The sequence below is a fragment of the Paenibacillus sp. ACRRY genome (assembly GCF_022346995.1).
GTDB lineage: Bacteria > Bacillota > Bacilli > Paenibacillales > Paenibacillaceae > Paenibacillus.
In genome coordinates, this window is the sequence record NZ_JAKRNM010000003.1 from 429,430 (window position 1) to 443,070 (window position 13,641).

Here is a 13,641-nt window from a genome sequence, read left to right on the forward strand (position 1 = left end):
ATTGAAGAGTAATGTAATAATGCCATTGTCAGTTGTGCCATAATCTAAAGCAAGCCTGTAGGCAGATGGAAAAGCATCTGTTCAGGATGAGAAGAATATGCTATAATTAAGAGTCGTGTACCTAGGTTGACTCAGCTCGCTTTTTGTCAGACTTAAGCGGGGCTTCTCGTAATGTACATGAGCTCTTTTATATAACTAAAAAGTAAAGGATTTGATGACGTTGTAGCGATGTTGCGTCGGTCATTAATGAATGTTACGGTCAGGGTTCGGTTGGACTGAGAACCTATGCGTTATGAAAATAGATGATATAGATAAATAAACATGGAACGCCTGCTCGGAGACGTGCAGCGTATAACCGAAAATAAATCGTGAGGTGACTATATATGTTGGATAAATTACAGGCATTGGCCGACCGTTATGACAAGCTTAGCGAGCTGCTCTGTGACCCGGATGTGGCAAGCGATAACAAAAAGCTTCGTGAGTATTCCAAAGAGCAATCCGATCTGCAGCCGACGTATGAAGCATACAATGAGTACAAACAGGTAAGTCAGGATCTCGAAGCAGCCAAAGAAATGCAAGGCGAGAAGCTGGATGACGAGATGCGTGAAATGGTCAAAATGGAAATTGATGAACTGAGCGCTCGCCAGAAAGAACTGGACGAACTGATTCGTGTTCTCATGCTGCCGAAAGATCCGAATGACGACAAAAACGTCATCGTGGAAATTCGCGGAGCGGCTGGCGGAGATGAAGCGGCGTTGTTTGCAGCGGATCTATATCGCATGTACACACGTTATGCCGATAATCAAGGCTGGCGCGTGGAACTGATGGATGCCAATACGAATGATGTCGGCGGATTCAAGGAGGTTATCTTCCTTATCAACGGTCGCGGTGCATACAGCAAAATGAAGTACGAAAGTGGTGCACACCGTGTACAACGTATCCCGACAACCGAATCAGGTGGACGGATTCATACTTCCACTTCAACGGTAGCCGTTATGCCTGAAGCTGAAGATTTCGATATCGAAATTCATGATAAAGACATTCGCGTGGATACGTTCTGTTCCAGTGGTGCCGGTGGACAGTCGGTTAATACAACGAAATCCGCTGTACGGGTAACGCACGTTCCAACCGGAATCGTAGCAACGTGTCAGGATGGTAAATCGCAGAACTCGAACAAGGAAAAAGCACTGCAAGTATTGCGTACCCGGATCTTCGATATGATGCGCCAGGAAGAAGAAGCGAAAATTGCAGGGGAGCGGAAGAGCAAAGTAGGTACAGGTGACCGCAGTGAGCGGATTCGTACTTACAACTTCCCGCAAAGCCGTGTTACGGATCACCGCATTGGTCTGACCATGCACAAATTGGATCAGGTCATGAACGGAGAGATTGAAGATATCCTGTCTGCACTGACGATTGCGGAGCAGACCGAGATGATGGATAGAGGAGAATAATGCTGTGACCCGCGCGCAGTTTGTAATGACGCCGGAACAGAGCTGTCGGGAAGCCTTCGTGGAGGCTTCCTCTTTTTTGGAAAAGAGCGGCGTGTACGAGCCGCAGAATAATGCCCGGCTGCTGCTGGAGCATGTACTTGGCGTCTATGGCGCCGCGTATTACATGATGCAGCCGGAACCCTTCCCCAGCGAGCTGCGCAGCCGCTGGGAGGACGCCGTCACGCGCAAGGCTGCGGGTGAGCCGGCGCAGTATATCATCGGCAGCCAGGAGTTCTATGGGCTGCCGTTCGAGGTCACGCCGGCCGTGCTGATACCGCGGCCGGAGACCGAGCTGCTGGTCGAGGCTGTGCTGCGCGAAGCCGACCGTGTGTTTCCCGGCGGCGCTCCGCTTGCCGTCGATATTGGCACGGGCAGCGGTGCGATCGCGGTGACGATCGCCTCGCAGCGCCCGCGCTGGCAGGTCGGCGCCGGAGATATCTCGGCGGCGGCGCTGCAAGTGGCCGCACGGAACGCGGCCGCGAACGGGGTACAGATCGACTTCCGTGAAGGCGATCTGCTGGCCCCGTTCGCAGGGGTTCGGGTGGACATTCTGGTGTCCAACCCACCATATATCCCGGCGGCTGATATCGCCGGGTTGCAGCCCGAGGTGCGCGATCATGAGCCGCGCACGGCACTGGACGGCGGTCCGGACGGACTAGCACCGTACCGGGTTATGCTGGAGCAGCTGGCGCTGCTGCCTGCACCGCCGCAGGTCATTGGTTTTGAACTCGGTCAGGGACAGGCTCGCGACATCGCCGCATTGCTTGAATCAGCCGGACACTGGCCGGAAATTATCATTGTCCCGGACCTTGCCGGGATTGAACGGCATGTCCTGGGTGTTCGTACTTCGGAACAGGTGACGAAAATGTAAGGTTCTGCGGGTTTTCTTTTTGCCGTGAAATCCTCTACAATGGGATATACCGAAGATTGCTGAATGCTTGGGGGAACATAACTACATGCTGCATAAATTCAAAAAGATAGACTACTCGATTGTTTTTATATTGGTTATATTGATGGTTATCAGTATTTTGTCGATTTATAGTACGACCTTTGGCAGGCCAAAGCTGGAGGGACTCACGCAAAGTTCCATTATGTATTATATTTTGGGCTTCGTAGTCTTTTTTGGAATGTCGATGATTAATTACAAATTCATTATCAAAAACTATCTGTATATCTATGGCGTAGGTATGCTCTTGCTTATTTTTGTTATGTTCTTTGGTAAAGAGTATTATGGGGCGAAGGGCTGGTTATCCATATTCGGTGTGAGTTTGCAGCCTGCTGAATTGTTCAAGCTGTGCCTGATTGTGTTCTTATCCGCCTTATTGGCCCGAAAGAAGAACCGTCCGCTTTATTTTGGACGTGATGTCATTCCGGTCTCACTATGTGTTTTGCCACCATTACTACTCGTCCTTCTTCAAAATGACTTGGGGAATGCTTTAAGTTATGTAATCATTCTCGTGGGCCTGTTATGGATTGGTAATATCAAATTCACTCATGCTCTTATTGGTTTTGTTATTGCAGTAGCTGCTTTTGTCGGCGGTATACAGGCTTATATTCATTATCATGATGAGATTGTTAAATTTCTGAAGGACGTTGGGCGTTCACACTGGGCAGACCGTTTCGACCCATGGCTCGTACCAGATCAGACTTCCAGAGACGTGCTCTGGCAGACCTATAACGCGAAGCTGGCAATTGGTTCTGGGGGCATTAGTGGTAAAGGATACTTGGAAGGCACAACGATTCAGTCAAATCGGGTACCGCTGGCTTATGCCGACTCCATCTTTGTACAGATTGGGGAGGAGTTTGGCTTTGTAGGTGCTTCAGTGCTGCTGCTGCTGTACTTTATTCTCATCCACAGGCTGGTACTTATTGCGCTCGAATGTAAAGATCGCGCAGGGCCTTACCTCATTGTCGGCATTATAGCGATGCTGCTTTACCAGATTTTTGTCAACATTGGTCCGTTTATTGGTCTAATGCCGCTCACAGGGATAACGCTGCCGTTTATCAGTTCGGGTGGTACCTCAATCATGATTAACATGATCAGTATGGGGATCGTGATGAGTATCAAGGTCCATACGGAAGAGAACGAGGATATTCTGGGCTCTGCAGAACAACCGGGGATTACGGATATCGTCCTCAAGTTGTTCAGAAGGAAACCGACTCAGCAGGAACAGTAATTCCTCTTATCAGGTACAGGAAACAAAAACAAGTCAGTTATATAACCCTGGAAGATCAATCCAAGCCATTTGGATCTGGTGCTTCCAGGGTTTTTCTTATACTAGATTTTCTCTAATGATTATGTAAGTTGAAATCCGTCCTCCACAAAGTGATTAAAATTTCCAATTTATCTCTCTATTTTATACAATGGAAATAATAAGTCAATTTGGAAAATGCGTATAGGTATCTGAGAGGACGATTGCAGTTATGTTGAGAATGCTGAAAAAGATGGACGGTGTAATTCTTTTTGTATTGTTTTTGCTGATGATCGCAAGTGTGTTTGCCATCTATAGTGGTACGCAGACGGATGCCACTTTGGCCAAGCATCATATCAAAACCTTGTTGTTTTATATCTTAGGATTTGTCGCAGTAGTGGGCATCGGATTAGTAAATTACAAACTGTATGTGAAATATGCTTTTTATCTGTATGCCTTAGGAATCGTTTTGCTTGTTCTCGTCAACTTTGTAGGCGGACCTATTAATAATGCCAATGGCTGGATCAAGCTTGGGGAGAATCTTTCGTTTCAACCTGCGGAGTTGTTCAAGATGATCCTGATTCTATTTCTCGCACATTTGCTTGTGAAGCGCCAGAGAAACACGCTCGGGTTCTGGAGAGATATCATTCCCATCGGATGTTGGGCGTTCGTTCCGTTTGCGCTCGTCATTATTCAGAATGATTTGGGCAACGCACTGGGTTACGTCGTCATCTTGGCCGCGGTATTGTGGATCGGTAACATTAAGCTAAAACATGCAATCATTGGCCTTGTTATTGTAGCTGTAACTTTCTTTGGCTTCGTCAAAGCCTACACGACGTATCATGATGAAATTTTTACCTTTCTCGAAAAGGTAGGCCGTGAACACTGGGCAGAACGGATAGATCCCTGGCTCGTACCGGAGAAGGCCACATCCAAGGCGACATGGCACACCAAAAATGCCGGCTTGGCTATAGGCTCCGGAGGCATTATCGGTAAAGGGTATTTGCAGGGAACTTCCGTCCAAAGTGGACGCGTGCCGTATACCTATTCCGATTCCATCTTTGTCGTTATCGCTGAGGAGTTTGGTTTTGTGGGGGCGTCTGTGCTGTTATTGTTGTATTTCATTCTTATTCACCGAATGGTCCTGATCGGTATGGAGTGCAAGGAACGGGCGGGACCGGTCATTATTGTAGGTATTATTGGAATGCTGTTATATCAAGTGTTTGAAAACATAGGTGCGTTCCTTGGACTAATGCCACTAACGGGGATTACCCTTCCGTTCATCAGTTATGGCGGGACCTCATTGCTCATTAATATGGCTTGTATCGGACTGGTCATGAGTATTAAATTATATGGAGATGAAGAGGAAGACGACCTGCTACTTGGAGAACATAAGGCTGGATTGCCGGAACGGTTATTGCATTTGCTGAGAAAGGAAAAGAGCGCGGTGTAATCAATAAATAGGTACATGCATTAACAGTAAGGTTCGATTGGTTTCTTAAACATGGCTGATGCACACCTGTAACAGGTGTGGTCGGCCTTTTCTTAATCCCGCTCAACACGTTTAAATGAGAGAATAAATTTGCTAGATTTATGATTTTGCTAGGTTTACTTCTGTCTCTTCCGGGCATACTGATAGACATGAGAGAGTTGCAGGGAACATGATCACGGGAGCCGAGGGGGAGAACGGGATGAGCAGAAGAACAGTGAAACAAATTGGACTTATTATCGTTTGTCTTATGATGATTATTATGATGTGGGAAGGTCAGAAGACGGATGCAGCTGTAGCCGCTACAGCGATTCCGGAGCAATCCATCCGATTGCGAATTCTAGCGAATTCGGATGCGCCAGGGGATCAACTGGTGAAACGCGAGATTCGGGATGCTGTGGTTGCCCAGATGAGTGAGTGGGTTACAGAGCTGGATAATCCGCAAAGTCTGGATGAAGCACGTCATGTCATTCGGGAGCATTTGTCTGAAATCAAAGATCGGGTGGGAGAAGAGCTGGCCAGCCGTGGACTGGACTATCCATACCAAGTAGAGCTTGGTGTGGTTCCGTTCCCTACCAAACTATATGGAGGCACGGTATATCCGGCAGGTGATTATGAAGCAGTGCGTATAACACTGGGAGAAGGAAAGGGTCAGAATTGGTGGTGTGTGCTGTTTCCGCCACTCTGCTTCATTGATGCAAGCACAGGGGATGCGCTGGCGAATCCGTCTACGGTATCTGCAGCGGCTGCTGCTGAGCCTGGAGATCCTGAAGCATCCATCCAGGGAACTGCACCGGAAGCACGTTTCTTCCTGGTAGATCTGGCGGTTAAAATATGGGATTGGGTAGCTGGGTTGTTTGCATAATACCATCGGAATATATAGTGAAGGGCGACTTCGACACAGGAAGCTGCCCTTTTGACCCGTTTTCAATGAATTGCTTTTATGCTTAAGCGATGGGGTTTGTAAGAGAGATAGTGTGCCCCTTTTTAGGTTGAATAGATATGCTATAATTATAGGTATTCGAAATGAAAGCAAGACAGCTACCGCCAAGGCTGGGGCCTCGCGGTTAATAACCTATTGAAGTTTAGGGATGATGGATATATGAGTAGAGAACAAGACCAATACACAGGAAATACAGATTTGGACAACCAAGAAGGATTGCTTACCTCGGTGTGGGATGTCAGAGCGCTGATGAGTGAGAAACAGCCACTTGTTGTGGTTAATTTGGTTATGAGTGAGCCTGAGGAACAGGGATCTGATGAGAAAAAAGCGAGCGCCTATCAACAGGCGCTCGCTGACTTGCAGGCTGCCGCAGCCTGCATTCGTCAAGGAGAGACCGTTGCGTTTCCGACAGAGACGGTATACGGTTTGGGCGCGGATGCGCGCAGTACAGCTGCGGTAGAGGCTATATTTGAAGCCAAAGGCCGTCCGTCAGACAATCCGCTCATTGTGCATATTGCACATCGCGATCAGCTCGATTCACTGGTTACGGAAGTGAATGAGGCGGCAGAAGCGTTGATCGAAGCCTTTTGGCCAGGTCCGCTCACGATTGTGCTGCCTGTTAAGCCAGGCGCCGTATCCCCGCGGGTTACAGCTGGCTTGGATACGGTGGGTGTCCGCATGCCGGATCACCCGGTTGCTCTGCAGCTGCTCGCAGCGGCGGCGTGCCCGGTGGCTGCGCCGAGCGCTAACCGCTCCGGGCGGCCAAGCCCGACGCTCGCTTCACATGTGAGCGAGGATCTGGCTGGCCGCATCGGCGGCATCGTGGACGGCGGCCCCACGGGTGTGGGCGTCGAGTCCACGGTAGTGCAGGTCGGTGACGACGGTACCGTCACCATCCTGCGCCCTGGCGGCATTACGGCGGAACAGTTGTCCGCCGTTGCCGCTCGTGTCGCCACGGACCCAGCGATTCTCGCTGAGGGGTCCGCTGGCGATGACAGCCCGGCGCCGCGCTCGCCGGGCATGAAGTACACGCACTATGCGCCCACAGGGGCGCTGTGCGTGGTAGAGGGGCCGCCGCCAGCCGTGGCGGCCTGGATCAGCGCCGCCCTCGCGGAGGCGGCGCAGCGCGGAGAGCGCACCGCGGTGCTGGCATTCGCCGAGCACGCGGAGCAGTACCGCGCCGATGCCGTATTCTCGCTGGGCGATGCCAGCGAGCTTGAAGAAGCAGCGCGCCGGCTGTATGCCGCGCTGCGCAGCTGCGATGAGCAGGGCGCCACATACATTGTCGCTGAAGCCTGCTCACGCGAAGGGCTGGGAGCAGCCGTCATGAACCGACTGCTCAAAGCTGCTGGTCACCAACTTATACAGGTTGGAGACCAGTAACACCATGACCGGAGCTGACGATGTCTCTCCGGTCCATCTAATCGGCAGGCCGTGGCAGCAAGCATCACCACACCACGGCCTGCCGATTAGACCAATCCACTTTTGACACGCCTGCCTGCGTCACCGCCGACTATTCATTCGCTATCACCCGTCATGTTTGTGTCCTTGTCCGCATATCGTGTACAAGAACCTTTACGTGACTTGGGGGTATGGGAATGTGGGATGTATCTGCCCATTTGGGGCAGTTGGTAACCATTTTGATTATGGCCGTCGCCCTCGGGCTGGATGCCTTCTCGCTGGGGATTGGGATTGGCATGAAAGGCATTCGTTTACGTGATGTGCTGCGAATCAGTTTTGTCACGGCCTTATTTCATGTCATCATGCCGCTGATTGGCATGTACACAGGGAAATACGTCAGCTCTCTCCTTGGAGATATTACGACGTATGCCGCAGGTGGACTGCTCGTTCTGCTTGGGGGCCACATGATTTTGAATGCATTTCGTGAAGGTGATACCAAGCTGGTGGATCATCGCTCCATGCTCGGTGTGATTTTATTTTCACTCAGTGTGAGTGTGGATTCGTTTTCCGTTGGGGTGTCCCTCGGCATGTTTAGCAGTGATCTGGTACTGACGGTACTTGCCTTTGGCGCATGCGGTGGAATAATGTCGGTCATGGGTCTGCTGCTGGGAAGACGAGTGAGCCAGAACCTTGGTGATTATGGTGAAGCGATTGGCGGAGCCATCCTGCTTGCGTTTGGACTGTTGTTTATTTTTTAATAGTCATAGAGCGGAACAGTTGCAGCCCGTGTGCAGTCATAACGTGAAACTCTTTAAATTTTCATCATTTTAAATTAAAATATTGCATCATTCGACAACATTTGCGAAATGGGGAGGCCATCACAATGAAACATATTTTGTTTGTATGTACAGGGAATACGTGCCGCAGCCCCATGGCGGAGGGGCTTTTGCGCAAACTGGCATCGGAACGCGGCATTCAGGTAGAGGTCCGTTCCGCAGGGGTGGCGGCAGCATCGGGTATGCCGATTTCTCGTCATGCCGAAGCTGTATTAAGAGATCATCAGGCGGAAGGGCCTGGGCATTCCACGCAGCTTAGCGCGAGCCTGATTGGCTGGGCGGATCTGGTCCTTACGTTGACGCGAAGCCATAAACAGCATGTCATGCAGGTTTTCCCGGATTCGGTACACAAGACGTACACGCTGAAAGAGTATGTGGAGAATGATGACCAGGTTCTGAATGACCTTCAGGAACTGGACAGCCTGTTCGCCACACTGGAATTGAAACGTGCACTGGGTCAGGAGATTCTGGCATCAGAGCGTGAGCGCGTGATCGAGATCCGGCAGCGTATTCCAAGCTTTGATATATCTGACCCGTTTGGCGGCAGTCGAGATGATTACAATATCGCCGCTGCAGAGATCAGAACGGCGCTGGATCGCCTTCTGGACAAGTTGGGATAAACCGGGATTGGGCAGGTCATAGTAATTGGGCAGTGAAGATTGAATTTTCAAATGAATTTGTTATGCAAAAACGAACACGTGGTGTAAATTACCCGTTGATTTTAAGCGTGGGTTGTTTTATGATGAAGGGGAAAACAGGGATCCGGTGTAACTGGCGACGAAGTGGGCACAACCACAATGGAGCACCGGAACAAACGGCCGGTCGCCTGGGCAAAAGAGCAATTCTGCGATACCCGCAGACTGCTCTTTTTTTCGTCTTTCATCTGATTATTCGCTATAATAGTACCTGAAATGCCTTGCATGAATACAAGAGCGGGCAGCCGTGAGGAAGTCAGGCATGATTTTATCGGGAGGCGATAGGATGACTATTGAGTTAGATTCGGATCAACCCGGATTGCAGGAACAGACCGTATCCATTCTGCGTGAACTGGCACTTGCCGGAAAGCTTGGACCTGGACAGATCGTTGTGATCGGTACAAGCACAAGCGAGGTTGCAGGCCAAAAGATTGGTACGAGTGGTGCCATTGACGTAGCACAGCAGCTTCTTGCAGGAATTCGCGAGGTGCAGCAGGAATTCGGCTTCGAGCCTGTGTTTCAGTGCTGTGAACACTTGAACCGCGCCCTGGTGATGGAGCGTTCACTACTCACACGTCTGGGTTTGACTGAAGTGGGTGCCGTACCCGTTCCCAAGGCAGGCGGTTCCATGGCATCCGCAGCATATCGTTCGCTGAGTGATCCTTGTCTGGCTGAATATGTGCAGGCTCATGCAGGAGTGGATATCGGGGAAACAATGATTGGCATGCACTTGCGGCATGTGGCAGTCCCCTTCCGTACATCGCTTCGCTACATCGGGGAAGCCCGTGTGACGACAGCCTTGACCCGTCCGAAGCTGATTGGCGGCGAACGAGCGGTGTATCAGATGGAAGAGCAACCAGATTCGACATTTTGCGACTAAATCTTCAACCTACTATGAAGTGAAAATGATGTTTACACGAAAACGGAGAGTGCAGAACCAATCTGGAGAAACGCAGTGGTCGCATTTATCACCGGATTTCCCCCTTTAAAGTGCATTCGAAAAAATCCGGGGATAACAGCGATCGGAAGATGGTTCTGCAATCGGAGTAAGGAGTGTAACCTTTCAGTTTCGCTTTATAACTTCACTAATATACTGGGAGGAATTTAAACATGGAACAATTGCGTAAGAATGACCCTGCAGTACTTGAAGCGATGAATTTGGAGTTGAAACGCCAACAGAACAACATTGAGCTGATTGCATCCGAGAACATCGTAAGTGAAGCGGTAATTGAGGCACTTGGATCTGTACTTACGAACAAGTACGCTGAAGGATACCCAGGCAAACGTTATTATGGTGGTTGCGAGCACGTGGATGTCGTGGAGGATATCGCACGTGACCGTGCGAAGGAACTGTTTGGAGCTGAGCACGTAAACGTACAGCCTCACTCCGGAGCACAAGCAAATATGGCAGTTTACCTTGCCGCATTGAAACCTGGTGACACGGTACTCGGTATGAATCTTGCCCATGGTGGACACTTGACTCACGGTAGCCCGGTGAATGCATCTGGTTTGCTCTACAACTTCGTGGCATATGGCGTACAGGAAGATACATTCCTGATCGATTATGATGAAGTGCGCAAAGCAGCGTTCAAGCACCGTCCTCGTCTGATTGTAGCAGGCGCAAGTGCATACCCGCGTACCATTGATTTCGAAAAAATGGCTTCTATCGCCAATGATGTAGGCGCATTGTTCATGGTAGACATGGCCCATATTGCAGGACTGGTTGCTGCTGGATTGCATCCGAGCCCGGTTCCACATGCCCATTTCGTAACAACGACAACACACAAAACGCTGCGCGGACCTCGTGGCGGTATGATCCTGTGCCGCAAATCTTGGGCAGCTGCGATTGATAAAGCGGTATTCCCAGGTTCCCAAGGTGGACCTTTGATGCACGTTATTGCTTCCAAAGCGGTGGCATTGGGTGAGGCCCTGCAGCCTTCGTTCAAAACTTATGCACAAAACGTAGTGAAGAACGCTCAGGTTTTGGCTGAAACACTGATTGCCGAAGGACTGAACATTGTATCCGGCGGTACAGACAACCACTTGATGCTGATTGACACTCGCAGCGTGAACATCACAGGTAAGGAAGCTGAGCATGTCCTCGATTCCATCGGTATTACCGTGAACAAAAATGCAATTCCATTTGATCCGACAAGCCCGTTTGTAACGAGCGGCATTCGTATTGGTACTCCGGCAGCTACTTCCCGTGGCATGAACGAAGAAGCCATGGTTGCTATTGGTAAAATTATTGCCAAAACATTGAAAAATCCTAAAGATACAGCGAAACTGGATGAGGCCCGTGCGGAAGTAACGGCTCTGACAGACCAATTCCCGCTGTACACAGATCTGAAATACTAGTCCATCTACGAATGGAATTATTGTACAACTAGAGCAAAAAGGACCGGAACATGCCAAGTTTCCGGTCCTATTTTTATAGTATTCGGTTTTCTGTAATGATTACATGTCCTTTGATGGTGTAATTCGGTGTAGGTGATGATATAATATACAGGATTTATCGGGCCTATGAATGATGATTAGGCATTATTGGAAATGCTGAACATGAAGAACTTACCGGAGGGACAAATTAGATGGGAAAATTAGTAATATGTGATCACCCCTTGATTCAACACAAACTGACGTTTATACGCGACATGCGTACGAATACGAAAGATTTCCGCGAATTGGTGGATGAAGTGGCTACGCTGATGGCTTACGAGATTACAAGAGATGTTGAACTGGAGACTATTGATGTACAAACTCCTGTAGCTGAAACACAAGGCAAAGTTATTTCCGGACGTATGCTCGGACTGGTGCCAATTCTGCGTGCAGGACTCGGAATGCTCGATGGCGTTGTGAAATTGTTGCCAGCTGCAAAAGTTGGACATGTTGGTCTTTTCCGTGATCCGGAAACATTGCAACCGGTAGAATACTACACCAAACTGCCTACAGACGTTACAGAGCGTCAATTGATTGTTATCGACCCAATGCTGGCAACTGGCGGATCTGCCATTGCTGCGATTGACGTGCTCAAAAAACGCGGCTGTACCCAAATCAAAATGATGAACCTTGTTGCAGCACCTGAAGGTGTAAAAGCAGTTCAGGACGCGCATCCGGATGTGGACATCTACGTGGCTGCTCTGGACGATCGTCTGGACGATCACGGTTATATCGTTCCCGGATTGGGAGATGCAGGAGACCGTCTGTACGGCACTAAATAAGCATGCTGCATGCTGAATAGAAAAGGGGCTTTGTTTGAATGTCCAAGAAAATTAAAGTCATGACGATATTCGGAGTTCGTCCGGAAGCCATCAAGATGGCTCCGCTTATTTTGGAACTTCAGAAACATCCCGAATCTATCGAATCCATCGTCTGTGTGACCGCACAACATCGTCAAATGCTGGATCAGGTTCTTGAAGTGTTTAACATTCAGCCGGACTATGATCTGGACGTGATGAAAGATCGCCAAACGCTGAATGAAATCACAATTCGTGTGCTTGGTGGCCTGGAGCCTGTACTGCGCGAAGCAAAACCCGATATCGTGCTTGTTCACGGGGATACGCTGACTACGTTTGTAGCCAGCTATGCAGCGTTTCTGCAGCAGATTCAGGTGGGCCATGTGGAAGCGGGCCTTCGTACGTGGAATAAGCTGTCCCCGTATCCGGAGGAAATGAACCGTCAGTTAACCGGCGTGCTTGCAGATATGCATTTTGCACCGACAGATTGGTCTTTCTCCAACCTTGCCAAAGAAAATAAACCGGAGTCTAGTACCTATGTCACAGGCAACACGGTAACAGATGTGTTTCAATATACAGTACGGCAGGATTACACACATCCGGTACTTGAATGGGCAAAAGGCAAACGCCTTGTGCTGATGACAGCTCACCGCCGTGAATCCCAAGGCGAGCCTCACCGCAACATTTTCCAGGCCGTCAAACGGATTGCCGACGAGTTCGAAGATATTGCCATCGTGTACCCGGTGCATCCAAGTCCTGCTGTGAAGGAGCCGGCTCACGCGATTTTGGGGAATCATCCCCGTATTCAATTAATTGATCCACTAGACGTGGTGGATTTGCATAACTTTTATCCGCATACTCACTTGATTTTGACCGATTCAGGCGGTTTGCAGGAAGAAGCGCCTTCGTTTGGTGTGCCTGTGCTGGTTCTGCGGGATACAACGGAGCGCCCGGAAGGCATCGAGGCCGGAACGTTGGAACTGGTGGGTACGGATGAGGAACGTGTTTATGAACGGACCAAAGCTCTGCTTACGGATGAAACGCTGTATGCAAGCATGAGTCAAGCTGCCAATCCATACGGTGATGGACATGCATCGGAAAGAATTGTCAATGCGATTTTGCACCATTTTGGCGTAAATAGTGAGCGTCCGGAATCATTTCACAGAAAATTCAAAAAATAATTCGTTTTTTCTGACTGAATCATAAAGGGTACAGCATACAGTTAAACTGTACGGTTTACGCGGGTTTATGGGCTCCCGGGGGCCTGTAAACCCGTCGTTTTACCCTTTAAAACGCTAAAATCATTCAATTGACAAAGGCTCTCATCATTCAGTAAAATTAACTGGGATTGCAAGGGTGGCG

The 13,641-nt window shown here is 49.5% G+C and carries 12 protein-coding genes and 1 riboswitch; all 12 genes read left to right on the forward strand.

Annotated features, from left to right (window positions below; genetic code table 11):
- Positions 1–383 precede the first annotated feature (383 nt).
- The 12 genes from prfA (at position 384) to wecB (ending at position 13,460) form a co-directional block, all read left to right on the forward strand.
- Positions 384–1,451: a peptide chain release factor 1 gene (prfA, locus tag MH144_RS15445; RefSeq protein WP_239301907.1), complete on the forward strand. Its 1,068-nt coding sequence runs from the start codon at positions 384–386 to the stop codon at positions 1,449–1,451.
- A gap of 25 nt (positions 1,452–1,476) precedes the next feature.
- Positions 1,477–2,361, forward strand: coding sequence for a peptide chain release factor N(5)-glutamine methyltransferase (prmC, locus tag MH144_RS15450; protein WP_193723718.1), 885 nt, complete (start codon positions 1,477–1,479; stop codon positions 2,359–2,361).
- Positions 2,362–2,446: 85 nt separating this feature from the next.
- On the forward strand, positions 2,447–3,667 hold the full coding sequence (locus MH144_RS15455) for an FtsW/RodA/SpoVE family cell cycle protein (RefSeq protein ID WP_239301909.1): 1,221 nt from the start codon (positions 2,447–2,449) through the stop codon (positions 3,665–3,667).
- Positions 3,668–3,914: 247 nt separating this feature from the next.
- Positions 3,915–5,135, forward strand: coding sequence for an FtsW/RodA/SpoVE family cell cycle protein (locus MH144_RS15460; protein WP_239301911.1), 1,221 nt, complete (start codon positions 3,915–3,917; stop codon positions 5,133–5,135).
- A 238-nt stretch (positions 5,136–5,373) separates the two neighbouring features.
- A complete protein-coding gene (spoIIR, locus tag MH144_RS15465; RefSeq protein ID WP_239301925.1) occupies positions 5,374–6,036 on the forward strand; it encodes a stage II sporulation protein R in 663 nt (220 codons plus the stop codon).
- Positions 6,037–6,273: 237 nt separating this feature from the next.
- Complete coding sequence (locus MH144_RS15470; RefSeq protein WP_239301937.1) at positions 6,274–7,497, forward strand: L-threonylcarbamoyladenylate synthase; 1,224 nt, start codon at positions 6,274–6,276, stop codon at positions 7,495–7,497.
- Between the two features lie 215 nt (positions 7,498–7,712).
- Positions 7,713–8,273, forward strand: coding sequence for a manganese efflux pump MntP (locus tag MH144_RS15475; protein ID WP_127537248.1), 561 nt, complete (start codon positions 7,713–7,715; stop codon positions 8,271–8,273).
- A 125-nt stretch (positions 8,274–8,398) separates the two neighbouring features.
- Positions 8,399–8,971: a low molecular weight protein arginine phosphatase gene (locus tag MH144_RS15480; protein WP_239301939.1), complete on the forward strand. Its 573-nt coding sequence runs from the start codon at positions 8,399–8,401 to the stop codon at positions 8,969–8,971.
- A 137-nt stretch (positions 8,972–9,108) separates the two neighbouring features.
- Positions 9,109–9,190: riboswitch (ZMP/ZTP riboswitch) on the forward strand.
- 142 nt (positions 9,191–9,332) lie between these two features.
- Entirely contained in the window at positions 9,333–9,926 is a 594-nt protein-coding gene (locus tag MH144_RS15485; RefSeq protein WP_239301951.1) for a TIGR01440 family protein, read from the forward strand.
- Positions 9,927–10,156: 230 nt separating this feature from the next.
- Positions 10,157–11,404, forward strand: a complete 1,248-nt coding sequence (locus tag MH144_RS15490; RefSeq protein WP_095359965.1) for a serine hydroxymethyltransferase — start codon at positions 10,157–10,159, stop codon at positions 11,402–11,404.
- 230 nt (positions 11,405–11,634) lie between these two features.
- On the forward strand, positions 11,635–12,264 hold the full coding sequence (gene upp, locus MH144_RS15495; RefSeq protein ID WP_053782842.1) for a uracil phosphoribosyltransferase: 630 nt from the start codon (positions 11,635–11,637) through the stop codon (positions 12,262–12,264).
- 38 nt (positions 12,265–12,302) lie between these two features.
- A complete protein-coding gene (gene wecB, locus MH144_RS15500) occupies positions 12,303–13,460 on the forward strand; it encodes a non-hydrolyzing UDP-N-acetylglucosamine 2-epimerase (protein WP_239301964.1) in 1,158 nt (385 codons plus the stop codon).
- The last annotated feature ends 181 nt before the right edge of the window (positions 13,461–13,641 follow it).

Coding starts and splice junctions, on each gene's coding strand:
- prfA (WP_239301907.1), top strand. CDS start 384: ATGTTGGATAAATTACAGGCATTGGCCGACCGTTATGACAAGCTTAGC.
- prmC (WP_193723718.1), top strand. CDS start 1,477: ATGACGCCGGAACAGAGCTGTCGGGAAGCCTTCGTGGAGGCTTCCTCT.
- MH144_RS15455 (WP_239301909.1), top strand. CDS start 2,447: ATGCTGCATAAATTCAAAAAGATAGACTACTCGATTGTTTTTATATTG.
- MH144_RS15460 (WP_239301911.1), top strand. CDS start 3,915: ATGTTGAGAATGCTGAAAAAGATGGACGGTGTAATTCTTTTTGTATTG.
- spoIIR (WP_239301925.1), top strand. CDS start 5,374: ATGAGCAGAAGAACAGTGAAACAAATTGGACTTATTATCGTTTGTCTT.
- MH144_RS15470 (WP_239301937.1), top strand. CDS start 6,274: ATGAGTAGAGAACAAGACCAATACACAGGAAATACAGATTTGGACAAC.
- MH144_RS15475 (WP_127537248.1), top strand. CDS start 7,713: ATGTGGGATGTATCTGCCCATTTGGGGCAGTTGGTAACCATTTTGATT.
- MH144_RS15480 (WP_239301939.1), top strand. CDS start 8,399: ATGAAACATATTTTGTTTGTATGTACAGGGAATACGTGCCGCAGCCCC.
- MH144_RS15485 (WP_239301951.1), top strand. CDS start 9,333: ATGACTATTGAGTTAGATTCGGATCAACCCGGATTGCAGGAACAGACC.
- MH144_RS15490 (WP_095359965.1), top strand. CDS start 10,157: ATGGAACAATTGCGTAAGAATGACCCTGCAGTACTTGAAGCGATGAAT.
- upp (WP_053782842.1), top strand. CDS start 11,635: ATGGGAAAATTAGTAATATGTGATCACCCCTTGATTCAACACAAACTG.
- wecB (WP_239301964.1), top strand. CDS start 12,303: ATGTCCAAGAAAATTAAAGTCATGACGATATTCGGAGTTCGTCCGGAA.